The sequence below is a fragment of the Geodermatophilus sp. SYSU D00815 genome, assembly GCF_054050035.1.
The window spans coordinates 226,232-249,236 of sequence record NZ_JBJGYO010000007.1; the positions used below are offsets into that span (position 1 = coordinate 226,232).

Sequence of the window (23,005 nt, forward strand, 5' to 3'; positions counted from 1 at the left end):
ACGCGCCCCGCGATCCGTCACGGGGCGGTCGAGCTCAGCTCACGCCGCCGTAGCTGTGCAGGCCGGTCGAGACCATGTTCACGTAGAGCAGGTTGAAGATCATCACGCCCAGCCCGACGACGTTGACCCACGCCGCCGGCCGGCCCCGCCAGCCCGCCGTGGTGCGGGCGTGCAGGTAGCCCGCGTAGACCACCCACGCGATGAACGCCCAGGTCTCCTTGGGGTCCCAGCCCCAGGGGCGACCCCAGGCGCTCTCCGCCCAGATCGCGCCGGCGATGACCGCGAACGTCCAGATCGGGAACCCGAAGACGGCCGTGCGGTGCGCCACGCGGTCCAGCGCCGCGGCCGAGGGCAGCCGGTCGAGGATGCCCGGCACCGCCGGCTCCCCGGCGTCGCCGGCGGCCACCCTCGCCTCGCGCCGCGAGCGCACCAGGTACAGCGCGCTGGCGATGCCGCTGACGAAGAAGATGCCGAAGCCGAGGATCGCCGTCGACACGTGGACGGCCAGCCAGCTCGACCGCAGCGCGGCGACCAGCGGGCCCGCGTCGGCGTAGAGCCACAGCCCGATGCCGACCATGCCCAGCACCACCGGCACCAGCACGAACAGGCCGATGTGCCGCAGGCCCGGCGAGCGCAGCGCGAACACCCAGTACGCGATGACGGCCACGAGGACGGTCGCCGTCGCGAACTCGTACATGTTGCCCCAGGGCAGCCGGTCGGTGGCCATGCCGCGGGTGACCAGGATCGCCGCGTGGGCGACGATGCCCAGCGCGGTGAGCAGCATCGCCACGGCGCCCCACCGGCGCCCGTCGCGCGGCTCGGCCGCGACCTCCTCGGGGGTGGACGGCGCCGGCTCGGCCGGCGCGCCCGCGCCCACCAGCTCGCGGGGCCGCGCCCGGGCCGGGCGGCGGCCGAACGCCAGCTGGGCGCAGAACGCCACGACGGCGAGCGAGTAGAGCCCGACGCTGATCGAGAACAACGCGTCCGACAGGTCGGCCAGCGTCTGGTCAGTGGTCACGCGTCGGTGCCTTTCGGTCCGGGGGCGGACGAGCGCTCGTCCAGGGCTGCCCGCAGGTCGCCGGTCAGCGCGCCGAACCGCGGGCCGGGCTCACCGCTGCCCTTCGTCAACGAGGCCAGCGAGAGCACGGTACCGCTGCCACCAGGCCCGTCGGCGACCCGGGCGAAGAACCGCTCGCGGCGCACGAACAGCATGCCGAGCAGCCCGGTGAGCATCGCGATCGCCGCGGCCAGCACCCACACCTGGCCCGGGTCGTGCGAGAACTGCAGCGCCGCGAACTCCTTGTAGCCGGTGAAGGTGATCGTGGTGCCGTCGTCCAGGGTCACCGACTCCCCCGCCGCCAGGTTCGCCTCACCCACCCGCGAGAGCCGCCCCCGGTCGATCTGCGAGGCGTCCAGCGAGTACACCGACTGCGGGATCCCCGAGTCCAGCCCGAGGTAGCCCCGGTAGACGACGATCGCGACCTGCGGTGCCAGCGGCCGCGGGTCGATGGAGGTGAGGATCCCGCCCGACACCGTGCCGGTGGGCGCGAAGAAGCCCTCGAGGGCCAGCTGGTCGTCCTGGCCCGGGACGTCGGGCAGCTTGAGCGCGCCCTGGCTGGCCATCGTGGCCTGGTCGGAGGGCAGGAACGGGACGGACAGCTCCTCGAACGACGTCCCGTCGGGGAAGGTGACGGTGAACGTCGGGCTGAAGCCGTGCCCGGTCACGTAGACCCGGTCGCCGTCGACCCGCAGCGGGTCGTTCACGCCGATCGTGGTCTCCCGGCCCTCCTCGCCCGGCGCGCCGTAGCGGATGTCGGCGGTGTACGACGCGGCGGTGAGGTTCTCCTCGTACTCGGCCTCGAAGTCGTCGAGGTCGACGCACAGCGGCGAGAGGTCCCCGCCCTCGACCAGGGCGCCGGAGGAGTAGGTGTCGTACTGCTGGAACGAGTTGCAGAAGCCCTGCCCCTCGGTGACCAGGATGCTGCCCTCGTAGCCCCACAGCTTGCCGCCGGCCAGGCCGAGGAGCATGGCCACCAGGGAGAGGTGGAACAGCAGGTTGCCGGTCTCCTTGAGCAGCCCCTTCTCCGCCGAGAGCTCCGGGCCGGCCTTCCCCTCGCGCCGCACCACCCGGTAGCGGCGGACCCGCAGCTCCTCCTCGACGACGTCGAGCGCCTCGCTCCCGCGCAGCGACGTCCCGACGCTCGTCGAGTCGGGCAGCCGCAGCAGGTGGCGCGGCGCCGCCGGCGGCGCGGCCCGCAGCGCCCGCGCGTGCTCGACCGCCCGCGGCAGCACGCAGCCGATCAGCGAGACGAACAGCAGCAGGTACACCGCCGCGAACCAGGGCGAGCCGAAGACGTCGAACAGGTAGAGGCGGTCGAGAACCGGTGCCAGCGTCGGGTGCTCGGTGAAGTACTCCGCGACGGCGTTCTGCGACAGCGAGCGCTGCGGCAGCAGCGAGCCCGGGATCGCCGCCAGCGCGAGCAGGAACAGCAGCACGATGGCCGTGCGCATCGCGGTGAGCCGGCGCCACCAGCGCAGCAGCGGCCCGGTGACGCGCCGATGCGCGGGCGTGGGCTGCGGCGGGGTGGGCGACGTCCGCGGTGGGTCGAGGACCGTCACAGGGCCGACTCCCCGAAGCCGCTGGCCGCGATCCACGCGCGCAGCCACTGCATGAGCTCGGTCCACAGACCGGTCACCAGCAGGACGCCGACGACGACGAGGACGACGCCGCCGACCCGGGTGACCGTGCGGGCGTGCCGGCGCAGGAACGACGTCGCGCCCATCGCCCAGCGCGCCCCCAGCGCGACCAGCACGAACGGGACGCCCAGCCCCAGGCAGTAGGCCACGCCGAGGAGGGCGCCGCGGCCGGCGGTAGCCTCTGCGTACGCCAGCGAGTTCACCGCGGCCAGCGTGGGCCCCAGGCAGGGCGTCCAGCCGAGGCCGAAGACGATGCCGAGCAGCGGCGCGCCCGCCAGCCCGGCCACCGGCCGGGCCGAGAGCCGGGCGGTGCGCTGCAGGAACGGCAGCCAGCCGAGGAAGGCCAGCCCCATGGCGATCGTGACGACGCCGAACACCCGGTTGAGGACGTCGGACCACTGCAGCAGCAGCCGCCCCAGCCCGCCGAACGCGGCGCCGAACGCCACGAAGACCAGCGTGAACCCGAGCACGAACAGCAGCGCGCCGAGCACCATCCGCCCGCGGGGGGAGCGTTCGTCGGTCCCGGTGCGCAGGGCCGTCGCCGTGCCGCCACCGGCCGGGACCGCCGCCGCCGTCGTCCTGGTGCCCGTGCCGACCAGCCCGGTGACGTAGGACAGGTAGCCCGGCACGAGCGGCAGCACGCACGGCGAGGCGAAGCTGATGAGCCCGACCAGCGCGGCGACGGCGGCGCCGACGAGCAGCGGGCCGTCGGTGACCAGGCGGCTGAAGGTCTCCCCCACCTCAGCCCTCCCCGGTCACCAGCGACAGGACCGACCGCAGGTCCTCCTGCTGCACCACCGCGGTGTACACGGCGGCCACGCGCCCCTGGCGGTCCAGCACGATGGTGGACGGGATTGCGTTCGCCGGGTAGTCCCGGAACGCCAGCGCCACCTCGCCCCGCGGGTCGAACAGCGACGGGAAGGTGATCGCCTTGCTGTCGACGAAGGCCTGGGCCAGCTGGCGGTCGTCCTTGACGTTGATCCCGAGGAACTGCACGCCCTCGGCCTCGACCTCGGCGTAGACCTCCTGGAACTCCGGCGACTCCACCCGGCAGGGCGGGCACCAGGAGCCCCAGAAGTTGATCACCGCGACGTCGCCGTCGAGCTCGGCCGACCGGAAGTCACCGCCGTCGAGCAGCTCTCCGGAGAACTCCGGCGCGGCCTGCCGCTCGTCCTGCGCGATCACCTCGCCGGCCGGGGTGCCGGCGACGAACCGGAACTCCCCGCCGTTGTTGACGTCGACGGCGTCGGAGCCGGTCGAGCACCCGGCGACCAGCAGCGCGGCGCCGGCCAGGGCGCCGAACAGCCGCCTCATGCCCCCGGCACCGCGTCGGGATCGGTCGCGCCGGCGGGCTCGGCGTACTCGACCCGGGCCACCCGGTCGCCCTCGAAGACCAGGGAGGTGACGCTGGCCAGGCCGCACTGCCGCCGGCGCGGGTCGTGCGCGTACCGGCGGCCCTCGACGTGCAGCCGCAGGGTCCAGATGGGCAGCTGGTGGCTGACGCAGACGGCGGCGTGCCCGCGGGCGGCGTCCCGGGCCGCCTCGGCCGCGGCGAGCATCCGCGCCGCGATCTCGACGTACGGCTCGCCCCACGACGGCCGGAACGGGTTGCGCAGCTTCCACCAGTGCTGCGGCGCGCGCAGCACGCCGTCGCCGACGCCGACCCGCAGGCCCTCGAAGGCGTTGCCGGCCTCGACCAGCCGCTCGTCGGTGCCGATCTCCAGCCCGAGCTGCTCGGCGATCGGGGCCGCCGTCTGCTGGGCGCGCTCCAGCGGGCTGGAGACGAGGTGGGTGACGTCCTTGTCGAGGAACCACTGCGCGGCCTTGCCGGCCATCGCCTCCCCGGCCTCGGACAGCCGGTAGCCGGGCAGCCGCCCGTAGAGGATCTTCTGCGGGTTGAAGACCTCCCCGTGCCGCAGCATGTGGACGACGGTGGTCTCCGCGGTCACGGGGTGGCCTCCGCGTCGTCGGGGGCGACGTCCGGGGCCGGCCCGGACGCGGCGGCCGCGGCCCGCGCGGCGTGGGGCAGCGCGTCGAGCACGCGGTCGAGCGCCGCGCCCTCGAGCGCTGCGTTGACGAACCACGCCTCGAACGCCGACGGCGGCAGGTACACGCCCCGGGCGAGCATCTCGTGGAAGAACGCGGTGTAGCGGGCGACGTCCTGCGTCCGCGCGTCGTCGTAGTCGCGCACCTGCCGCTCGTCGGGCACGAAGAAGACGCTGAACATGCTCCCGGCCTGCTGCACGCGGTGCGGCACCCCGGCGGCGAACAGCGCCGCGCTCGCCGCGCCGCGCAGCACCGCGGCCACCTCGTCGCAGCGCGCGTAGACCTCGTCGGTGCAGTGTCGCAGCGTGGTGAGGCCGGCGGCGACGGCGACCGGGTTCCCCGACAGCGTGCCGGCCTGGTACACCGGCCCGACCGGGGCGAGCTGGTCCATCAGGTCGGCGCGGCCGCCGAACGCGGCCGCGGGCAGCCCGCCGCCCATGACCTTGCCGAAGGTGAACAGGTCGGCGTCCACCGGGTCGAGGCCGTACCAGCCCGACCGGGAGACCCGGAAGCCGGTCATCACCTCGTCGAGCACCAGCAGCGCGCCGTGCGCGGCGGTGATGCGGCGCAGCTCGGCGTTGAAGCCGTCCAGCGGCGGGACGACGCCCATGTTGCCGGCGGCGGCCTCGCTGATGACGCAGGCGATGTCGCCGCCGCGCTCGGCGAAGACCCGCTCCACCGCGGCGACGTCGTTGTAGGGCAGGACGACGGTGTCGGCCGCGGCGCCGGTGGTGACGCCGGGGGTGTCGGGCAGGCCCAGCGTGGCGACGCCGGAGCCGGCCGAGGCGAGCAGCGCGTCGACGTGGCCGTGGTAGTGGCCGGCGAACTTCACCACCAGCGGGCGGCCGGTGGCGCCGCGGGCCAGCCGGATCGCGGAGAGGACCGCCTCGGTGCCGGAGTTGACCAGCCGGACCCGCTGCACCGACGGCATGCGGGCGAGGATCTCCTCGGCCAGCTCGAGCTCGGCCTCCGTGGGCGCGCCGAACGAGAGCCCGCGCCGCGCGGCGGCGGCCACGGCCTCGACCACGGCCGGGTGGGCGTGGCCGAGCAGCATCGGGCCCCAGGAGCTGACCAGGTCCACGTAGCGGCGGCCGTCGGCGTCGGTGAGGTACGCACCGGAGGCCGAGGCCATGAACCGCGGGGTGCCCCCGACGGCGCGGAAGGCGCGCACGGGGCTGTTCACCCCGCCCGGGATGACCTGCCGGCCACGGGCGAAGAGGTCGGCCGAGACCGGGGCCTCGTAGGTGTAGCGGGGGGCGTCCAACGAGGTCACCGGTCCAGTGTCCCCTCTGTTCCTGAGCCGCCGTCGGGGGTGTCCGGCGCGGCGGTGAGCAGTGCGGTGGTCAGCGCCGCCGGGTCGCGGGTGGGCACCAGCACGGTGCGGCCGTCGGCGAGCCTCAGCGGCAGGCCGGTGCGCCCCTTCGGCACCGACCAGCCGCCGCCGAGCACCGGCGCGCCGGCGTCCACCCCCGCCGCGCCGTCCCGGACGGCGCGCAGGTGGCCGGCGTCGACGTCGGCGAGCGGCACCCGCTCCCGGCCGACGGCGAGGGCGGCGTCCGGGCCGTCGGCGTCGACCCGCACGGTCCACACCCGGCGGGCCGAGACGACGCCGCCCGCGACGACGCCCAGCACCGCGACGACGGCGAGCACCCAGACGACCGGCGGCACGTCGGGGCCCGGCAGGACGAGGTCGGCGACCAGGAACACGGCCAGCGCGGCCGCGACCAGCCAGAACGGCCGCCACGACCCGCCGGGTTCGACGTAGCTCATCGGACCCAGCGCGCGGCCTCCACCGCCCAGTAGGTGAGCACCGTGCCGGCGCCGGCGCGGCGGATGGCGGTCAGCGTCTCGAGGATCGCCCGCTGCCGGTCGATCCAGCCGTTCGCCGCGGCCGCCTCGACCATCGCGTACTCGCCGCTGACCTGGTACGCGCTGACCGGCACGTCCACGGCGTCGGCGACCTGCCGGATGATGTCCAGGTAGGCCAGCGCCGGCTTGACCATGACGGCGTCCGCGCCCTCGGCCAGGTCCTGCCGCACCTCGCGCAGCGCCTCGGCGGCGTTGGGCGGGTCCATCTGGTACGTCGAGCGGTCGCCGAACTGCGGCGCCCCCTCGGCCGCCTCGCGGAACGGGCCGTAGAAGCCGGAGGCGTACTTGGCGGCGTAGGCCAGCACCGGCGTCTCGGTGAACCCGGAGCCGTCCAGCGCGCGGCGGATGGCCGCGACCTGGCCGTCCATCATCCCGCTGGGCGCGATGACGTGCGCCCCGGCCTGCGCCTGGGCGATCGCCACGGCCGCGTACCGGTCCAGCGTGGGGTCGTTGTCCACGATCCCGGCCGGGGTGACGACGCCGCAGTGGCCGTGGTCGGTGTACTCGCACAGGCACAGGTCGGCCATGAGCACGAGCTCGTCGCCGAGGTCGGCCTTGAGCTGCTGCAGCGCCACGTTGACGATGCCGTCGGCGGCGTCGGCCTGCGAGCCGACCGGGTCCTTCTCCGACGGGATGCCGAACAGGATCAGCCCGCCGATGCCGGCCTCGGCCGCCTCGTGCGCGGCCTTGCGCAGCGAGTCGGTCGTGTGCTGGACGACGCCGGGCATCGAGGAGATCGGCACCGGCGCGTCGATGCCCTCCTTGACGAACACCGGCAGCACGAAGTCGGCCGGCGACAGCCGCGTCTCGGCGGTCAGCCGCCGCAGCGCGGCCGTCGACCGCAACCGACGGCCGCGCGCGAAGCCGGGGTTGGCGCCCCCGCTCACTTCGCGCCGCCTTCCTCCTCGGCCCGGCGCGCGGCGGCGAACTCCGCCAGCGCGTCGACCAGCGGCGCCACCGCGGCGGTCTCGGGCTGCACGTCGACCCGCAGGCCGAACTCCTGGGCCGTGGCGGCGGTGGCGGGGCCGATCACCGCGACGACGGTCTTGGCGTGCGGCTTGCCGGCGATGCCGACCAGGTTGCGCACCGTGCTCGACGAGGTGAAGCACACCGCGTCGAAGCCGCCGCCCTTGATCGCCTCGCGGACCGGCGCAGGCGGCGGGGCCGCCCGCACGGTGCGGTACGCCGTGACGTCGTCGATCTCCCAGCCCCGCTCGACCAGGCCGGCGGCCAGGGTCTCGGTGGCGATGTCGGCGCGCGGCAGCAGCACCCGGTTGATCGGGTCGAACACGTCGTCGTAGGGGGGGAAGTCGGCCAGCAGGCCCTCGCTGGACTGCTGCCCGGTGGGCACCAGCTCGGGCACGATGCCGAACGCGCGCACGGCGTCGGCGGTCGACTCGCCCACGCAGGCCACCTTGACGCCGGCGAACGCGCGGGCGTCGAGGCCCAGCTCGGTGAACTTCTCGCGCACGGCCTTCACCGCGTTGACCGAGGTGAACACGATCCAGCCGTAACGGCCGGTGACCAGGCCCTTGATGGCGCGGTCCATCTGCGCCGGGCTGCGCGGCGGCTCGACCGCGATGGTCGGCACCTCGACCGGCACGGCGCCGTAGGCGCGCAGCCGCTCGCTCATCTCGCCGGCCTGGTCCTTGGTGCGGGGCACCAGCACCCGCCAGCCGAACAGCGGCCGGCTCTCCCACCAGGAGAGCTTCGCCCGCTTGTCGACGGCGGCGCCGACGGTGGCCACGACGGCGCCGGACAGCGCCTCCAGGCCGGCGGTCTTCTCGGCGACGGCGGCGAGCTTGCCGACGACGCTCTTCTGGCCCGTGCCGGAGCCGCCGGAGGTGACGACGACCGGGGTCGAGCCCGGCAGCCCGGCCTCGACGAGGCGGCCGGCGGCCTCGGGCAGCTCCTCCACGCCGGCCGCCGACAGCACCAGCGGGCTGCCCGTGGCGGCCGCGGCGGTGGCCAGCGGCGCGAGATCGGTCTCGCCGCCGAGGTCGGCGGTCAGCCAGCTGCCGCCGAGGGCGACGCCGGCGAACGCCGGCACGGCGGGGACCTGCGCGACGCCGGGGACGACGTCGAACGGGACGGAGGTGCGGCCGACGGCGAGCACCTCCTTGACCGCGTGCTCGGAGTTGAACGGGTCACCGGCGACCAGCCTGACGACGCTCGCGCCGCCCTTGGCGGCGGCCACCGCGGCCTTGGCGACGTCGGCCGGCTCCCCGGAGACCGGGTTCAGCTCGGCCTGCGGCGCGCTCTCGCGGACGGCGTCCTGCACGGCGGCCGACACCTCGGGGTCGACGAGGACGACGCCGGCCGCGGCCAGCGCCTCGTGCGCGCGGGCGGTCAGCATCCCCGGGTCACCGGGACCGGCGCCGACGAAGACGACCTTGCCGGCCGGCGCGCCGGCGGTCTTGCGGGTCATCGGGTGCTCCTGCTTTCTGGCCCTCTTCAGGGCGTGTGCGGGGGTCTCAGGGGTGCGCGGGGGTCGCCATCAGCTCGGCGGCCCCGCGGTCGAGCAGCTCGGCGGCGAGCGCGCGGCCGAGGGCCGCGGCGTCGTCGAGCGGGCCGGTGGTGGAGCCGCGCACGGCGTCGCTGCCGTCCAGGGCCGTCACCGAGGCGCGGAGGAACAGTTCGAGGACCGGCTCGCCGTCGACGACGTCGCCCTCGGCGACCTCGGCGTAGGCCGCGACCGGCGCGCTGCAGCCGGCCTCCAGCGTGGCGAGCGTGCTGCGCTCGGCGACGACGCAGGCGCGGGTGGCCGGGTCGTCGAGCGGGGCGAGCAGCGCGCGGGTGCGCTCGTCGTCGGCCCGGCACTCCACGGCGAGCGCGCCCTGGGCCGGGGCGGGCAGCACCTGCAGCGGGTCGAGCGTCTCGGTGATCGCGTCGAGCCGGCCCAGCCGGGTCAACCCGGCGCGGGCGAGCACGACGGCGTCCAGGTCGGCCTCCGGCCCCAGGGCGCGGGCCATGCGGGTGTCGACGTTGCCCCGGATCGGGACCACGTCCAGACCCAGGCCGAGGGCGCGCAGCTGGGCGACCCGGCGCGGGGCGCCGGTGCCCACCCTCGCGCCCGGCGGCAGCTCACCGAGGGTGAGCCCGTCGCGGGCGACCAGGGCGTCGCGGGGGTCCTCGCGCGCCGGGACGGCGGCCAGCACCAGGCCGGGCTCGGGCGCGGTGGGCAGGTCCTTGTAGCTGTGCACCGCGAGGTCGACCTCACCGGCCAGCAGCGCCCGGCGGATCGCGGCGACGAACACCCCGGTGCCGCCGAGCTGCGCGATCGCGGCCTGGTTCACGTCCCCCTCGGTCACGATGTGCACCAGCTCGACCGGGGTGCCGGTGGCCGCGGTGATCGCGTCGGCCACCCACTGCGACTGGGTGACGGCGAGGGCGCTGCGCCGGGTGCCCAGGCGCAGGGTGGCGGTCCGCGGTGTCGTGGCGGGCGTCGTCGTCACGGCAGGCCACCACCCGGGCGCAGCTCGTCGGGGTCGACGGTGACCGCCTCGGCCAGCGTGGCGTGCTCCCCCTCGACGTCGGTGTCGATGCCGAGGCCGAACAGGGCCCGCAGCGCGCCGGCGTAGTCGGTGCCGCCCGAGGCGCTGGCCAGCTCCTTCACGCGCACGGTGGGCTCGTGCAGCAGCTTGTCGACGACGCGGCGCACGGTGCGGGCGATCTCGGCGCGGGCGCGGGCGTCGAGGTCGGGCAGCCGGCCGGCCAGCCGGAGCAGCTCGGCGTCGACCACCTCGGCGGCCTGGCTGCGCAGCGCCGACACGGTGGGCGCGACGGCCGCGGCGTGCCGCTCGGCGCGCAGCAGCGACAGCTCGGTCTCGATCAGGTCGCGGGCGGCGGTCACGTCGTCGGCGGCCACCGACCCGGCGATCGGCCCGCCGGACCGCCGCTCGCCCTGCAGCAGGGCGAGGTCGACGACGTGCACGCCGGGCAGGCCGGCCACGCCGGCCTCGACGTCGCGGGGCAGGGCCAGGTCGACGACGACGAGCCGGCGGTCGGCGCGGCCGGTCATCGCGGCGGCGACGACGTCGGTGCCGACGACGATGCCGCTGGCGCCGGTGCAGGTGACCAGCACGTCGGCGGCGGCGAGCTCGGTGGTGAGGTCGGCGAGCTCGGCGGCGCGGCCGCCGACGTTCTCGGCCAGCCGCGCGGCGTGCGCGGGGGTGCGGCTGCTCACCGTCACGTCGGCGCCCCGGCGGGCCAGCGTGGTCGCCGCCAGGGCGCCCATCGACCCGGCGCCGACGACGAGGGCCGGGCGACCGGCCAGGCCGCCCAGCCGCGCCTCGGCGCGGTCCAGGGCGGCGGAGACCAGCGAGGCGCCGGCGCGGTCGATGCCCGTCTCGGCGTGCACCCGCTTGCCCACGCGCAGCGCGCGCTGCGCGACGGGGTGCAGCGCGCGGCCGACGGTGCCCTCCTCCTGGGCGAGGGCGTAGGCCGTGCGCAGCTGCCCGAGCACCTGCGTCTCGCCGACCACCATGGAGTCCAGCCCCGCGGCGACGGTGAACAGGTGCGCGACCGCCTGGTCCTCGTAGTGCACGGTGACGTACGGGGACAGCTCCTCCACCGTGGCGCCGGCCTGCCGGGCGAGCACCCGGCTGACGTCGACGACGCCGCCGTGGAACTTGTCCACCTCGGCGAACACCTCGACCCGGTTGCAGGTGGCCAGCACGATCGCCTCGCTGACGTGCGCGCCCGCGACCAGCTCGTGCAGCGCCTTCACCGTCTCGTCCGGCCCCATCGCGAACTGCTCCAGCAGGGCGACCGGTGCGGTCTGGTGGCTCACGCCGACCGCCAGCAGGCTCATGCCATCCCCCCGACGACCGTGCCCTCGACGAGCAGCTGCCCGCCCGCCCCGACCAGCCGCTGCTGGCCGAGGAAGGCGAGCACCTGCAGCTCGACGGAGAGGTCGACCTGGCGGACGTCGACCCCGGCGGGAGCGCTCAGCGTGACCGGCGCGAAGTTCAAGATGCTCCTCACCCCGGCCGCGGCGAGCCGGTCGCAGACCGACTGGGCCACCTCGGCCGGTGTCGTGATGACCCCGATGGAGGCCTGCGTCTCGGCGACGACCTCCTCGAGCTCCTCGACCGGTCGCACGACCGCGCCGCCGATGCGCTGCCCGATGCGGGCGGGGGCGGCGTCGAACAGACCGACGAACTCGAATCCCCGGCTGCCGAAGCCGGCGTAGTCGGCCAGCGCGGCGCCGAGGTTGCCGATGCCGACCAGCACGCAGGCGCGGCTGCGCTCGACGCCGAGCACGCGCGCGATGCGGTCGCGCAGCGTGCGGACCTCGTAGCCGACCCCGCGCACGCCGCAGGGCCCGAGGTGCGAGAGGTCCTTGCGCAGGCCGGCCGGGTTGACCCCGGCGGCCGAGGCCAGCTCGCCCGAGGAGACGGTGCTGCGCCCGCCGTCGGCCAGCCCGGTGAGCACCCGGAGGTACACGGCCAGGCGGGCGACGGTGGCCTCCGGGATCGTCCGGGGCCGGGGGTCTGTCACGGGGCCTGCTACTCCACAGCGGGCGCGCCAGGCGACCGGCGGGCGCCGGCTCCGGTGCGCGACATTTCGGGGAACCAGGCGGGATGCCGCCCGGCTCCCGCCACGGTAACCGCTTGTGAACGCAGGAACAAAGTCGCCGACGGGCCCTCAGGGCCCTGACCGGCCACGGACGGGTGGCACTGTGGTGAGGACCACCGTACAGGGGCGCTCCCGGGGTCCTCGGGCCGGGCCGGAGGCGGTGAGGCCGGTCACGGGAGGCCGTCAGCCGAGGCCGAGATCGCGGCGCAGTCGCGGCACGTCGACGGAGAAGTACGAGTGCTCCTGCCCGTCGAGCAGCACGACCGGCACCCGGTCGCCGAACTCCGCCTGGAGCTCCGGATCGGCGTCGACGTCGACCGTCTCCGGCACGAGCCCGGCCTCCGCGGCCACCTGCGCGAGGGTGGCGGCCGCCTCGTCGCACAGGTGGCAGCCGACCCGGGTGAGCAGCTGCAGCCGCGCCCCGGTCACGGCGTCACCAGCTCCCCGCTGCCCGTGAGCCCGAGCTCGCGCAGGCGGGCGCGGCTCACCTTGCCGGTGAGCGAGTGCGGCAGCGCCGGCAGGAAGTGCACCGACGTCGGCACCTTGTAGCGCGCCAGCGACGCCGCCGCGTGGGCGATCAGCTCGTCGGCGGTCAGCTGCCGGCCCTCCGCCACGACGACGACGGCGCGGACGGCCGATCCCGTGCGCGGGTCGGGCACGCCGATGACCGCGCTCTCCACCACGGCGGGGTGCGCCTCGAGCACCCGCTCCACCTCGGCCGGGTAGACGTTGAAGCCTCTCACCAGCACCAGGTCGCTGCGCCGGTCGACGAGGTGCAGGTCGCCGTCGTCGTCGCGGTAGGCGAGGTCGCCGGTGGCCAGCCAGCCGTCGGCGTCCGGGCCGTCGGCGCCGTCGGGCCAGTAGCCGGCGAAGAGGTTGGCCCCGCGGACGACGATCTCGCCGGGCCCCTCGTCGCCGTCCTCCCGGTCGGCCTCCTCCCCGTCGGCGGCACGGGCGCTCTGCGCCGTGTCGCGCAGCTCGATCTGCACCCCGGGCAGCGGCCCGCCGATGCAGTTCGGCTTGGCCCGGCCGGTGGCCAGCGTGCTGGCCACCACGGGGCTGGCCTCGGTGAGGCCGTAGCCCTCCCAGACGGTGACCGCGGCGCGCTCGCGCATCGCCGTCCACACCTCGGCCGGCAGCGGGGCGGCGCCGGACGAGGCCATCCGGACGGCCGCGAACGCGCGCCGCAGGCCGGCGTCGCCGCCCTCGGCGTCGGCGAGGGCCAGCCAGGCCTGGTACATCGGCGGTGCGCCCGGGACGGCGGTGACCTGCTCGCGCTCCATGAGCTGCAGCGCCGCGGGCGGGTCGAAGCCCTCCTGCAGCACCGCGCAGGCCCCGGTGGCGGCCACCAGGCCGAAGCCGGCGTTGAGGCCGTAGACGTGGAACAGCGGCAGCACGAGCAGCACCCGGTCGTCCGGCCGCACCGGCGGGGGGCTCATCGCCAGGCACTGCTCCTGGTTGGCCCGCAGCGCGGCGTGGGTCAGCATCGCGCCCCGCGGGCGGCCCGTGGTGCCGCTGGTGTAGCAGAGGAAGGCCAGCCCGGTGGGGTCCTCCCGGTCCGCTGCCGCCCCGTCGGCCTCCGGCGGGCCGGCGCTGACGGTCACCCCGCCGACCGGCGGCCGGTCCTCCGGCGCGACGAGGAGGACGGCGCCGGAGTCGCCCAGCACGTGCTCGAGCTCGGGGTCGGTGTACGCGGTGTTGACCGGGACGACGACCAGCCCGGCCCGCAGCGCGCCGAGCACCGCGCGCAGCCAGTCGACGCCGTTGGGCATCTGCACCGCGACCCGCTGCCCCGGCTCGAGGCCGCGGGCGGCGTACCCGGCGGCGACGCGGTCGACCGCGGCGTCCAGCTCGCCCCAGCTCAACCGGGAGCCGCCGGCGACCACCGCGGGCGCGTCGGGTCGCTCCCGGGCGGCTGCCCGGACGAGCGCGGACAGCGTCGTGCCGTCGGACACGGTTCTCCTCCATCGCCGGCTGCGTCGCCACCCGGTCGGGGCACGGCGCGAGCGCATCCCGACGGGGTGGCGTGGACGGACTGCAGCGATGTTGTCACCATGGGAGCAGCCCCGCAGCATGCGCGGCGCTGGTCCGGACAGCGCGCGACGGGAGGAGCCGCCGGCCGGCTCAGCGGGCCGACGAGGAGGTCGAACGCCCGCATGCCGTCCCCCGGCCCGCTCGACGCGGCGCGGCAGCCCGCCGCGCCCGCGGCCGACGGGGGGCCGTCCCCGCTCCTGCGGCCGCGACCGCGGCCCCGCCCGACCCCGTTCCCCCGGACGAGCACCGAGAGCCGTCCGCCGGGCGAGCCGGGCGTCGTCGGAGAGCCCGAGCCGGCCGCCGGACCGCTCGCCGAGGACGAGGTCGAGGAGGAGGCCGCCGCGCCCGCCGACGTCGGCGCGGTGCCCGACACCGGCGGCACCGACGTCTGGGCGCTGGTCCGGGCCGCGCAGGACGGCGACGCCGAGGCGTTCGGCCGGCTCTACGACCACTACGTGACGATGGTCCACCGCTACGTCCACCACCGGGTCGGCGACCGTGCGCTGGCCGAGGACGTCACCAGCGAGACGTTCGTGCGGGCGCTGCGGCGGATCGACTCGCTGTCGTTCCAGGGCCGCGACGTCGGGGCGTGGCTGGTCACGATCGCCCGCAACATCATCCGCGACCACGTGAAGAGCAGCCGCTTCCGGCTCGAGGTCACGACGGCGGACATGCGCGACGCCGACCGGGCCACCGACGGCCCGGAGGACGCCGTCGTGCAGCACCTGACCAACGAGCAGCTGCTCGCCTGCGTGCGGCAGCTGGGCAGCGAGCAGCAGGAGTGCATCGTGCTGCGCTTCCTGCACGGGCTCTCCGTCGCCGAGACGGCGGCGATCATGGGGAAGAAGGACGGCGCCGTCAAGGCGCTGCAGCACCGCGCCGTCCGCCGGCTGGCCGCGCTGTTGCCGGAGGGGTTGCTGTGACCGCGCCCGGCCGCGGCGGCGTAACCCCCCGGCCCCCGGTCTCGTTGGGCACCCTGGACGGCACCACTCCTCCCGGAGGACTCCTGTGAGCGCTCACAACGGCAGCACGGCGGCATCCCGCCGCGGCGCCGTCGCGCGCGCCCGGGAGGAGTCGCTCGTCGCCCGCCTGGCCGACCTGGGCACCGCCCTGGACGGCGAGCCCGACCCGGCCTTCCGCGAGGCCACGCGGGCCCGCCTGGTGGCGATGGCCGCGGTGCGCTCGCCCGAGCCGGCCGGCCGCCGGGCGCTGCGCCGCCTCGCCGGGGCCACGGCCGTCGAGACCGCCGCCGCCCGCTGGCGCGGCCGGCTGACCGCGGCCCTGGCCGGCGCCGCCGTCGCCGTGACCGCGCTCGCCGGGCTGGCCGGCGTCTCCAGCGGCGCGCAGCCGGGCGACCCACTCTACGGCGTCAAGCGCGGCACCGAGCAGACCCAGCTGGCCCTCGCGGGCGACTCGACCCGCGGGCAGACGCTGCTCGACTTCGCCTCGATCCGCCTGGCCGAGCTGGAGCAGCTGCTCGCCGAGGGCGCGACGGCGCTGCCCGCCGTCCCCGCGGGCTCGGCCGGCACCACGGTGCTGGCGGCTGACGCCGCGCCGGAGCTGGTGGTCGACGTGCTGCGCACGATGGACGCGCAGACCGCCGAGGGCGCCGCGTGGCTGACCACCCGGGCGGTCGACCAGCGCGATCCCGCCCCCCTCACCGAACTGCTGGACTGGGCCGCTGACCAGTCCGACGGCCTGGTCGCACTCGCGCCGGACGTCCCCGGCGACGCCCGGGAGGCCGTGGACTCGTCGCTGGCGCTGCTCACCGACGTGCGCGCCCGGGGCACCGGGCTGCAGGAGGCCGTCGCCTGCCCGGCGGGACCGGCCACCGACGGCGCCGACGCGCTGGGCCCGCGCCCCGCGGCCTGCGCCGCGCAGGCGCCGCCGGCGGCATCCGGCGGGTCGGCCGGCAGCGTCCCGACGCCCGACGAGCCCGCGGGCGACCAGCCGCCGCCCAGCGCCCCCGCGGCGCCCACCGGCGGGCCCGCCGGCACCCCCTCCCCCGGGTCCGGCGGCGGGCCGGGCGGCGGGTCCGGAGGCGGGGCGACCGGGAGCACCGGCTCGGCGCCGACGTCCCGCCCGTCCGTTCCCGGCGTGCCGGCACCCGGCCTGCCGCTGCCCTCGCTGCCGCTGCCGCGCCCCGGCGGCACGCCGTCACCCGGCGGCGGGGCGACGCCGACGACCGGCACCGGCGGCCCGCCGGCGATCGTCGACCTCCCGCTGCCGATCTGCCTGCCGCCGATCATCTGCTGAGACCACCGACCTCCAGCGAGGTCCCCGGCGGCTGCCGGTTAGGGTCGGAGGTGATCTCGCGGCGGCCGAACGACCAGCCGCTGGACGAGGAGGTGCCCGTGCCGCGTCTGCCGTTCCGCGGCCGCCCGGAGCGGATCCCGCGCGAGCTGCCCGACCACGAGACGCGTGCCCACGTCGCCGGTGAGGCGTCCGCCGCGGCAGCGGAGGTCGAGGGCCCGCCCGCGGTGGAGCCCGACCCGACCGCGGCGGCGTTCTTCGACGTCGACAACACGATGATGATGGGCGCGTCGCTGTTCTGGTTCGCCCGCGGCCTGGCCGCCCGCAAGTACTTCACCACCCGCGACCTGGCGCGCTTCGTGTGGCAGCAGGCGAAGTTCCGCATCGCCGGCAACGAGAGCACCGACGACATGCACACGATCCGCGAGAACGCGCTGGCCTTCGTCGCGGGGCGGCCGGTGTCCGAGATCGTGCAGGCCGGTGAGGAGATCTACGACGAGCTCATGGCCGACCGCATCTGGGGCGGCACGCGCCAGCTGGCGCAGAAGCACCTCGACGCCGGCCAGCGGGTGTGGCTGGTCACGGCGACGCCGGTGGAGCTGGCGCGGATCATCGCCCACCGGCTGGGGCTCACCGGCGCCCTGGGCACGGTCGCCGAGGTCACCGACGGTCAGTACACCGGCCGGCTGGTCGGCGAGCTCATGCACGGCGAGGCCAAGGCGGAGGCGGTCCGGGCGCTGGCCGAGCGCGAAGGGCTGGACCTCTCGCGCTGCACCGCCTACAGCGACTCCGCCAACGACCTGCCGATGCTCACGCTCACCGGCACGGCGGTCGCGGTGAACCCCGACACCGAGCTGCGCGCCGTCGCCCGGTCGCGGGGCTGGCAGATCCGCGACTTCCGCACCGGCCGCAAGGCGGCGAAGATCGGCGTCCCCACGCTGGCCGCCGCGGTGGTCTCCGGCGGCGTCGTGGGCGGCGCGATCGCCGTCCGGCGCAAGAACACGGTCGCCATCCCCGTGCCCGTCCTCGAGAAGCGCCGCGTCAGGCTCCCCTGGCGGTGAGCAGCGGGCCCGGCGGGCTGTGACGAGGGCCTACCGGGCGACACCGCGGCCACGTCCCGTTCCGCCGCCGCCGCCGCTCGGAGCGACCGCGCAGGCGGCGCTACCTCCAGACGGACCTGCGCCGCAGCAGGAGCTGGTAGATCGAGTGCTGGATGGTCTCGCGCACCTGGTCGGTGAGGTTGAAGACCAGCATCGGGTCCTCGGCGGCCGCCGGCCCGTAGGAGGCCGTCTCGATCGGCGCGCCGAAGGCGATCAGCCACTTCGACGGCAGGGGCACCAGCCCGAGCGGGCCGAGCAGCGGGAAGGTCGGCGTGATCGGGAAGTACGGCAGGCCGAGCACCCGCGCCGCCGTCTTCGCGTTGCCGATCATCGGGAAGATCTCCTCGGCCCCGACGATCGCGCACGGGATGATCGGCACGCCGGTGCGCAGGGCCGCCGTGACGAACCCGCCCCGACCGAAGCGCTGCAGGGTGTACCGGTCGCGGAAGGGCTTGCCGATGCCCTTGAAGCCTTCGGGGAAGACGCCGACGAGCTCGCCGTCGGTGAGCAACCGCTCGGCGTCCTCGTTGCAGGCCAGGGTGGTGCCCATCTTGCGGGACATCGTCCCGACGAACGGCAGCTCGAAGACCAGGTCGGCGCCGAGCAGCCGGAGCCGGCGCTGCGCGGGGTGGTCGTCGTGCAGCGCGACCGTCGCCATCAGGGCGTCGACGGGCAGCGTGCCGGAGTGGTTCGCGACCACCAGCGCGCCGCCGGTGGAGGGCACGTGCTCCAGCCCCTGCGTCTCCACCCGGAAGTACTTCGAGAACAGCGGGCGCAGCAGCGGCAGGAGCAGGTGGTCGGTGAGGTCGGGGTCGAAGCCGAACTCGTCGGTCTCGTAGTCGCCGGTCAGCCGCCGGCGCAGGAACTCGATGCCACCGGCCACCTGCCGCTCCCAGCTCGGCGCGGCGGGCGGCGGCGGGGTGCGCGGCTCGTCGTCCTCGGGGCGCAGCGGGATGACGCGGGCCTCAGGCATCGCGCACCGCCCGCAGACCGGGCGCCGGCGGTGCCGGGCGCAGCCGGTCACCGACCGCCGAGGCGCCGTCCCCGACCCGCTCGACCAGCCCGCGGGCCCGGGCGGCCGCCGCGCCGACGAGCTCGGGCGGGACGACGGGCGAGACCGTGCGGGCGTAGTCGGCCAGCGCGTCGGCCGTCGTGTACCGGGGCGTGTAGCCGAACCGCGTGCGCAGCACCGTCGTGTCGACGACGCGGCCGAAGTTGAGGAAGCGCATCTGCTCCGGGGAGTAGTCGACGAAACCGAACCGCCGCGACAGCCGGCCCACCGAACCGAGCGCCGGGGACGGGATGGGCACCTGGACGCGGCCGAGCCGCCGGATGCACTGCGACAGCAGCAGGGTTCCCTCGCCGCCGACGTTGACCGTGCCGGTGAACTGCCCGGTCGTCGCCCGCACCAGCACCGCGAGGGCGTCGTCCTCGTGCAGCAGCTGCACCCGGGCGTCGTAGCCGAGCGCGGTGGGCACCAGCGGCATGCGGAAGAACCCGGTGAGCAGCGAGTCGATGCGCGGGCCGATGAAGTTGGTGAACCGCAGCACCGCGACCTCGACGTCGGGGCGGCGCCGGGCGAAGGACCGGACGTAGCCCTCGATGTCGACGCTGTCGCGGGCGAACCCGCCCGACGGCACCCGCCGGGCCTGCATCGTCTCGGTGAAGACGGCGGGATCGCGCGAGGACGCCCCGTACACCGCGCTCGTGGACTTGAGCACGAACCGGCGCACCGAGGACGCCCGCTGGCAGGCGGCCAGGAGCTGCATCGTCCCGATGACGTTGAGCTCCTTCATCAGCCCGCGCCCACCGGCACCGGCGGGCGTGGAGCTGATGTTCATGTGCACGACCGTGTCGACCGACGCGTTCGCGATGACCTTGCCGATCAGCGGGTTGCGGATGTCGGCGCGCACGAACTCGGTGCGGCCGAGCCGGCGGAGCATCTCGGCGGACGGCGGGACCGTGTCCACGCCGATGACCCGCTCGATCGACGGGTCGGAGGCGAGCTCGGCCGCCAGGGCACCGCCCAGCCACCGGCTCACGCCGGTGACGAGGACGACCGCGGGCGGCACGAGCCCTCAGCTCACTTCTTGTTGCGTCGCTGGACGCGGGTCTTCTTGAGCAGCTTGCGGTGCTTCTTCTTCGCCATCCGCTTGCGCCGCTTCTTGATGACCGAACCCATGGCCTGTGCTCCCGACGTCGTTGGCCGCACGGCGCTCCGGTCGGACGGCCGGACGGCCGTGCCGGGCACCGCGCGAGGTGATCAGCTCGTGCGCGACGGCTCCGCTGTGGGGTCGGGCCGTCGCTGGCCGCCCGAGCTTACCGGCCGTCCCGCGGCGACGCTGCCGCGGGAGATGCCGGATCCGACGAAGGGGTGAGCGTGGGCTCTGTCGAACCGAGTGGGCCCCGGAGGGTGGAAGGACCTCGTCCCACTCAGCCCTCGCGCGCTCGGGCCGAGCCTCCGGGCGGGGCCGACGTGCGCGCGACGATCCGCGGACTCAGGCGATGTCGGTGTAGGCGTCGCGCAGGTAGTCCTGGACGGCGCGCTCCGGCACGCGGAACGAGCGGCCGACGCGGACGGCGGAGAGCTCGCCGGCGTGCACGAGGCGGTACACGGTCATCTTGGACACGCGCATCATGGCGGCGACCTCGGCGACGGTCAGGAAGGTCACGGCCGCGCGGGGCGCGGGGACGACCGGACGGCCGACCGGCACGGCGGCCGGGTGCGGAGCAGGCACGGGGCGGGCGACGGCGGCGGCCATGGGGCGGCCGACCGGGCGCGGACCCGGGACACCGGGGCGAGCGGCGAACTGAGCGGCGGAAGCAGCGGCGTGACGCTGGGGCATGGTCATGTTCTTCGTCTCCGGACCTAGCGCGTGTCGTCGAGCCGGCTTCCCCACCGACTACGCGGCACGCACGCGCTGACACAGAGAGTAGGGGGACGACCGTGACAGAAGCGAGACAAGAAACGGACAGGGAGAACGCTCGGTCCTCGGCAGATTTCTACCTATGTCGGTCTGTCGACATGGTGTCAGGCGTGTCGCAGCGACCCGAGGTGCTGCTGTGACTGGCTGTTGATCAGGTTCTGCCCCGACCCGACGCCGCTACCGGCTCGCGGTCCCCTCGCCGCTCTCCCGTCCCAGCTCCACCGACCGGGCGTGCGCGGCCTCGATCGCGGCGATGAGCGCCGCCCGGACACCGTGCCGTTCCAGCTCGCGGATGGCCGCGATCGTCGTCCCGCCGGGGCTGGTGACGGCCTCCCGCAGCTGCACGGGGTGCTCGCCGGAGTCGCGGAGCATCACCGCCGCCCCCAGGGCGGTCTGCACGATCAGGTCGGCGGCGACCGCCCGCGGCAGTCCCAGCAGGATCCCCGCGTCGACCATGGCCTCGACGAGGTAGAAGAAGTAGGCCGGGCCGCTGCCGGACAGCGCCGTGACGGCGTCCTGCTGGGCCTCGGGCACCCGGCGCACCCGGCCCACCGCGGCCAGCAGCGCCTCGGCCTCGTCCAGGTGCTCCTCACCCGCGTGCGCGCCGGCGGACAGGACGCTCATGCCCTCGTCCACCAGCGCCGGCGTGTTGGGCATGACCCGCACCACCGGGGTGCCGGGGGGCAGCGCGCCCTCGATCGTCGCCGTCGGCACGCCGGCGGCGACGGACACCACGAGGTGGCGCGCCGGGTCGACGTGCTCGGCGAGCAGGCCGAGCAGCGTGCCGATGTCCTGCGGCTTCACGGCGACGAGCAGGGTGCGGGCGCGCGCGGCGGCGCCGGCGAGGTCGACGGCCGGGACGCCGTAGCGGCTCTCCAGCTCCGCGGCGCGGTCGGGGCTGCGCTCGCAGACGACGATGCCCTCGGGGCCGCCGCGCCGGATCAGCCCGGACAGCAGCGCCTCGCCGATCTTCCCGCCACCGATGATGGCCAGCCCCCCGGTCATGCCCGGCCCACCACCCGGCGCGCGACCGCGGCGAGGGCACCGGGCCCCGAGGGCACGCTCACCCTGACCCGGTGGCCGGCGGCGGCCAGCCGCCGCTGTTCGTCGGTGCGGACTCCCCAGGGCATGACGTGCTCCCAGCTGTCGGGGGCGCGGCCGTTCCAGGCCGCGCGCTCCCCCGCGATCGCGAGGAGGCGGAGGTCGGTGGTGGCGACGCCGGGGGTGCCGGCGCCGGACATCAGGACGTTCAGGCAGCGGACGAAGGCGAGGTCGGCGCCCCCGCCCCGGCCCGCGACCAGCCGGACGCGCCGGCCGGAGAGCGCCCGGCAGCGGTCCTCGGCGCCGGGCTCGCGGGCCGGCACGACGACCGCGGCGGCCGGGAGCTCGGCGGCCAGGGGCGCGACGTCGTCGGCGGGGCCGGCGAGCGCGACCCCCAGCCCGGCGGCCTCCGCCGCCGCGGCCAGCGACCGCGTGCGGGCCGCCCCGAGCCGCACGACCTGGAGCGCGAGGTCGCACGAGGACGCCAGACCGGCGGCGTGCACCCGCGCGACGAGCGCGGCCAGCTCGGCCGCGTCGTCCCCGGGGTCGTCGGCGACGTGCTCGAGCGCCACCGAGCGGCCCTCGGCGACCAGCTCGCCGGCCACGCGCAGCGCGTCGTCGACCGACGGCCCGGCGACGAACCGGGCCGCCACGGAGCGGCCGAGGAGGCGGCGCACCTCGGGCCGGGTCAGCACGCGCACGAGGCGAACCGTAGTGCTCAGAGCGTGTGTGCTCGCTCGGGGGCAGGGGTAGCCGCGTCCGCATGGCAGGAGAACTGGACGGGATGAAGGTGGCCGTCCTCGCGACCGACGGCGTCGAGCAGGTCGAGCTCGACCGGCCGTGGCAGGCGCTCGAGGAGGCCGGGGCCGAGCCGGAGCTGGTGTCGTTCGAGTCGGGGACGATCACCGCCTACGACCACATCGACAAGGCCGACAGCAAGAAGGTCGACGCCACCCTGGGCGACGCCGACCCCGACGACTACGCGGCGCTCGTGCTGCCGGGCGGGGTCATCAACGGCGACTTCGTCCGGGCCGACGCCGACGCGGTGGCGTTCGTGAAGGCCTTCTTCGACGCCGGCAAGCCGGTGGCGGCGATCTGCCACGCGCCGTGGGTGCTCGCCGAGGCCGACGTCGTCCGGGGCCGGCGGATGACGTCGTGGCCGTCGCTGCGGACCGACCTGCGCAACGCCGGCGCCGACTGGGTCGACGAGGAGCTCGTCGTCGACGGCAACCTGATCACCAGCCGCAAGCCCGACGACCTCGACGCGTTCTGCGCCGCGATCGTCGAGGAGTTCGCCGGCCGGACGGCCGACGAGGCGGTCGACGCCTAGCTGTTCTGTCCCACGAGGTCGTTGACAGTGATGCGGCTGATCGGGGTCCGGCCGCCGATCGCGGTGTGGCTGCGGTGATGGTTGTAGGCGTGCAGCCAGCCGGGCAAGGCTGCGGCGCGTTCTGAGCC

24 protein-coding genes and 1 pseudogene are annotated in these 23,005 nt (G+C 75.9%); 4 read left to right on the forward strand and 21 right to left on the reverse strand.

The genetic code is table 11. The features are described from left to right. Positions 1 to 34: 34 nt before the first annotated feature. From ccsB to ACI78S_RS11305, 14 genes are all read right to left on the reverse strand, one after another. Positions 35 to 1,018: a c-type cytochrome biogenesis protein CcsB gene (gene ccsB / locus ACI78S_RS11240; protein ID WP_456973188.1), complete on the reverse strand. Its 984-nt coding sequence runs from the start codon at positions 1,016 to 1,018 to the stop codon at positions 35 to 37. Then, the gene (resB, locus tag ACI78S_RS11245) at positions 1,015 to 2,619 is read right to left on the reverse strand and encodes a cytochrome c biogenesis protein ResB (RefSeq protein WP_456973190.1); all 1,605 of its coding nucleotides are present in this window, start codon (positions 2,617 to 2,619) and stop codon (positions 1,015 to 1,017) included. The genes ccsB and resB overlap by 4 nt, the downstream gene beginning before the upstream one ends. Beyond that, positions 2,616 to 3,437, reverse strand: a complete 822-nt coding sequence (locus ACI78S_RS11250) for a cytochrome c biogenesis CcdA family protein (RefSeq protein ID WP_456973192.1) — start codon at positions 3,435 to 3,437, stop codon at positions 2,616 to 2,618. Before ACI78S_RS11250 ends, resB begins: the two co-directional genes overlap by 4 nt. Position 3,438: 1 nt before the next feature. Then, entirely contained in the window at positions 3,439 to 4,011 is a 573-nt protein-coding gene (locus ACI78S_RS11255; protein ID WP_456973194.1) for a TlpA family protein disulfide reductase, read from the reverse strand. Beyond that, positions 4,008 to 4,646 carry a histidine phosphatase family protein gene (locus tag ACI78S_RS11260; protein WP_456973196.1) on the reverse strand — a complete coding sequence of 213 codons (639 nt, stop codon included), beginning with the start codon at positions 4,644 to 4,646 and terminating at the stop codon, positions 4,008 to 4,010. The genes ACI78S_RS11255 and ACI78S_RS11260 overlap by 4 nt, the downstream gene beginning before the upstream one ends. Beyond that, on the reverse strand, positions 4,643 to 6,016 hold the full coding sequence (gene hemL / locus ACI78S_RS11265) for a glutamate-1-semialdehyde 2,1-aminomutase (protein WP_456973198.1): 1,374 nt from the start codon (positions 6,014 to 6,016) through the stop codon (positions 4,643 to 4,645). Before hemL ends, ACI78S_RS11260 begins: the two co-directional genes overlap by 4 nt. Beyond that, entirely contained in the window at positions 6,013 to 6,513 is a 501-nt protein-coding gene (locus ACI78S_RS11270; RefSeq protein WP_456973200.1) for a hypothetical protein, read from the reverse strand. Before ACI78S_RS11270 ends, hemL begins: the two co-directional genes overlap by 4 nt. Beyond that, on the reverse strand, positions 6,510 to 7,499 hold the full coding sequence (gene hemB / locus ACI78S_RS11275; RefSeq protein WP_456973202.1) for a porphobilinogen synthase: 990 nt from the start codon (positions 7,497 to 7,499) through the stop codon (positions 6,510 to 6,512). The genes ACI78S_RS11270 and hemB overlap by 4 nt, the downstream gene beginning before the upstream one ends. Beyond that, the gene (locus tag ACI78S_RS11280; RefSeq protein ID WP_456973204.1) at positions 7,496 to 9,040 is read right to left on the reverse strand and encodes a uroporphyrinogen-III synthase; all 1,545 of its coding nucleotides are present in this window, start codon (positions 9,038 to 9,040) and stop codon (positions 7,496 to 7,498) included. Before ACI78S_RS11280 ends, hemB begins: the two co-directional genes overlap by 4 nt. Positions 9,041 to 9,086: 46 nt before the next feature. After that, entirely contained in the window at positions 9,087 to 10,067 is a 981-nt protein-coding gene (gene hemC / locus ACI78S_RS11285) for a hydroxymethylbilane synthase (protein WP_456973206.1), read from the reverse strand. Beyond that, complete coding sequence (locus ACI78S_RS11290; RefSeq protein ID WP_456973208.1) at positions 10,064 to 11,425, reverse strand: glutamyl-tRNA reductase; 1,362 nt, start codon at positions 11,423 to 11,425, stop codon at positions 10,064 to 10,066. Before ACI78S_RS11290 ends, hemC begins: the two co-directional genes overlap by 4 nt. Beyond that, on the reverse strand, positions 11,422 to 12,114 hold the full coding sequence (locus tag ACI78S_RS11295) for a redox-sensing transcriptional repressor Rex (protein WP_456973210.1): 693 nt from the start codon (positions 12,112 to 12,114) through the stop codon (positions 11,422 to 11,424). The genes ACI78S_RS11290 and ACI78S_RS11295 overlap by 4 nt, the downstream gene beginning before the upstream one ends. A gap of 261 nt (positions 12,115 to 12,375) precedes the next feature. Continuing rightward, the gene (locus ACI78S_RS11300; RefSeq protein ID WP_456973212.1) at positions 12,376 to 12,621 is read right to left on the reverse strand and encodes a glutaredoxin family protein; all 246 of its coding nucleotides are present in this window, start codon (positions 12,619 to 12,621) and stop codon (positions 12,376 to 12,378) included. Next, positions 12,618 to 14,147: a class I adenylate-forming enzyme family protein gene (locus ACI78S_RS11305; protein WP_456973214.1), complete on the reverse strand. Its 1,530-nt coding sequence runs from the start codon at positions 14,145 to 14,147 to the stop codon at positions 12,618 to 12,620. Before ACI78S_RS11305 ends, ACI78S_RS11300 begins: the two co-directional genes overlap by 4 nt. Positions 14,148 to 14,348: 201 nt before the next feature. On the opposite strand from ACI78S_RS11305, the gene ACI78S_RS11310 reads away from it, so the two are divergent. From ACI78S_RS11310 to ACI78S_RS11320, 3 genes are all read left to right on the forward strand, one after another. Then, positions 14,349 to 15,149, forward strand: a complete 801-nt coding sequence (locus ACI78S_RS11310; protein ID WP_456973216.1) for a sigma-70 family RNA polymerase sigma factor — start codon at positions 14,349 to 14,351, stop codon at positions 15,147 to 15,149. An 85-nt stretch (positions 15,150 to 15,234) separates the two neighbouring features. Beyond that, positions 15,235 to 16,482, forward strand: coding sequence for a DUF5667 domain-containing protein (locus ACI78S_RS11315; protein WP_456973218.1), 1,248 nt, complete (start codon positions 15,235 to 15,237; stop codon positions 16,480 to 16,482). A 98-nt stretch (positions 16,483 to 16,580) separates the two neighbouring features. Beyond that, positions 16,581 to 17,540 carry an HAD family hydrolase gene (locus tag ACI78S_RS11320; protein WP_456973220.1) on the forward strand — a complete coding sequence of 320 codons (960 nt, stop codon included), beginning with the start codon at positions 16,581 to 16,583 and terminating at the stop codon, positions 17,538 to 17,540. 100 nt (positions 17,541 to 17,640) lie between these two features. Here the strand turns inward: ACI78S_RS11320 and ACI78S_RS11325 are convergent, their stop codons facing one another. The 6 genes from ACI78S_RS11325 to ACI78S_RS11350 form a co-directional block, all read right to left on the reverse strand. Next, positions 17,641 to 18,552 (reverse strand): lysophospholipid acyltransferase family protein, encoded by a 912-nt coding sequence (locus ACI78S_RS11325; RefSeq protein ID WP_456973222.1) that lies wholly within the window; start codon positions 18,550 to 18,552, stop codon positions 17,641 to 17,643. Continuing rightward, a complete protein-coding gene (locus tag ACI78S_RS11330) occupies positions 18,545 to 19,651 on the reverse strand; it encodes an NAD-dependent epimerase/dehydratase family protein (protein ID WP_456973224.1) in 1,107 nt (368 codons plus the stop codon). The genes ACI78S_RS11325 and ACI78S_RS11330 overlap by 8 nt, the downstream gene beginning before the upstream one ends. 11 nt (positions 19,652 to 19,662) lie before the next feature. Then, positions 19,663 to 19,761 carry a 30S ribosomal protein bS22 gene (locus ACI78S_RS11335; protein ID WP_012854759.1) on the reverse strand — a complete coding sequence of 33 codons (99 nt, stop codon included), beginning with the start codon at positions 19,759 to 19,761 and terminating at the stop codon, positions 19,663 to 19,665. 316 nt (positions 19,762 to 20,077) lie between these two features. After that, positions 20,078 to 20,317 (reverse strand): helix-turn-helix domain-containing protein, encoded by a 240-nt coding sequence (locus ACI78S_RS11340; protein ID WP_456973226.1) that lies wholly within the window; start codon positions 20,315 to 20,317, stop codon positions 20,078 to 20,080. Between the two features lie 366 nt (positions 20,318 to 20,683). Beyond that, positions 20,684 to 21,511, reverse strand: a complete 828-nt coding sequence (gene proC, locus ACI78S_RS11345; protein WP_456973228.1) for a pyrroline-5-carboxylate reductase — start codon at positions 21,509 to 21,511, stop codon at positions 20,684 to 20,686. Next, complete coding sequence (locus ACI78S_RS11350; RefSeq protein WP_456973230.1) at positions 21,508 to 22,248, reverse strand: hypothetical protein; 741 nt, start codon at positions 22,246 to 22,248, stop codon at positions 21,508 to 21,510. Before ACI78S_RS11350 ends, proC begins: the two co-directional genes overlap by 4 nt. A 62-nt stretch (positions 22,249 to 22,310) precedes the next feature. On the opposite strand from ACI78S_RS11350, the gene ACI78S_RS11355 reads away from it, so the two are divergent. After that, complete coding sequence (locus ACI78S_RS11355; RefSeq protein WP_456973232.1) at positions 22,311 to 22,877, forward strand: type 1 glutamine amidotransferase domain-containing protein; 567 nt, start codon at positions 22,311 to 22,313, stop codon at positions 22,875 to 22,877. On the opposite strand, the pseudogene ACI78S_RS11360 reads toward ACI78S_RS11355, so the two are convergent. Continuing rightward, positions 22,874 to 23,005 (reverse strand): annotated as a pseudogene (locus tag ACI78S_RS11360) (IS481 family transposase); the annotation flags it as partial. The gene ACI78S_RS11355 and the pseudogene ACI78S_RS11360 sit on opposite strands and share 4 nt — an antisense overlap.

Bases quoted from the DNA above. Each gene is read 5' to 3' on its own strand.
- ACI78S_RS11270 (WP_456973200.1), bottom strand. From the start codon at position 6,513: ATGAGCTACGTCGAACCCGGCGGGTCGTGGCGGCCGTTCTGGCTGGTC.
- ACI78S_RS11355 (WP_456973232.1), top strand. From the start codon at position 22,311: ATGGCAGGAGAACTGGACGGGATGAAGGTGGCCGTCCTCGCGACCGAC.
- ACI78S_RS11290 (WP_456973208.1), bottom strand. From the start codon at position 11,425: ATGAGCCTGCTGGCGGTCGGCGTGAGCCACCAGACCGCACCGGTCGCC.
- ACI78S_RS11310 (WP_456973216.1), top strand. From the start codon at position 14,349: ATGCCGTCCCCCGGCCCGCTCGACGCGGCGCGGCAGCCCGCCGCGCCC.
- ACI78S_RS11280 (WP_456973204.1), bottom strand. From the start codon at position 9,040: ATGACCCGCAAGACCGCCGGCGCGCCGGCCGGCAAGGTCGTCTTCGTC.
- proC (WP_456973228.1), bottom strand. From the start codon at position 21,511: ATGACCGGGGGGCTGGCCATCATCGGTGGCGGGAAGATCGGCGAGGCG.
- ACI78S_RS11325 (WP_456973222.1), bottom strand. From the start codon at position 18,552: ATGCCTGAGGCCCGCGTCATCCCGCTGCGCCCCGAGGACGACGAGCCG.
- ACI78S_RS11335 (WP_012854759.1), bottom strand. From the start codon at position 19,761: ATGGGTTCGGTCATCAAGAAGCGGCGCAAGCGGATGGCGAAGAAGAAG.
- ACI78S_RS11255 (WP_456973194.1), bottom strand. From the start codon at position 4,011: ATGAGGCGGCTGTTCGGCGCCCTGGCCGGCGCCGCGCTGCTGGTCGCC.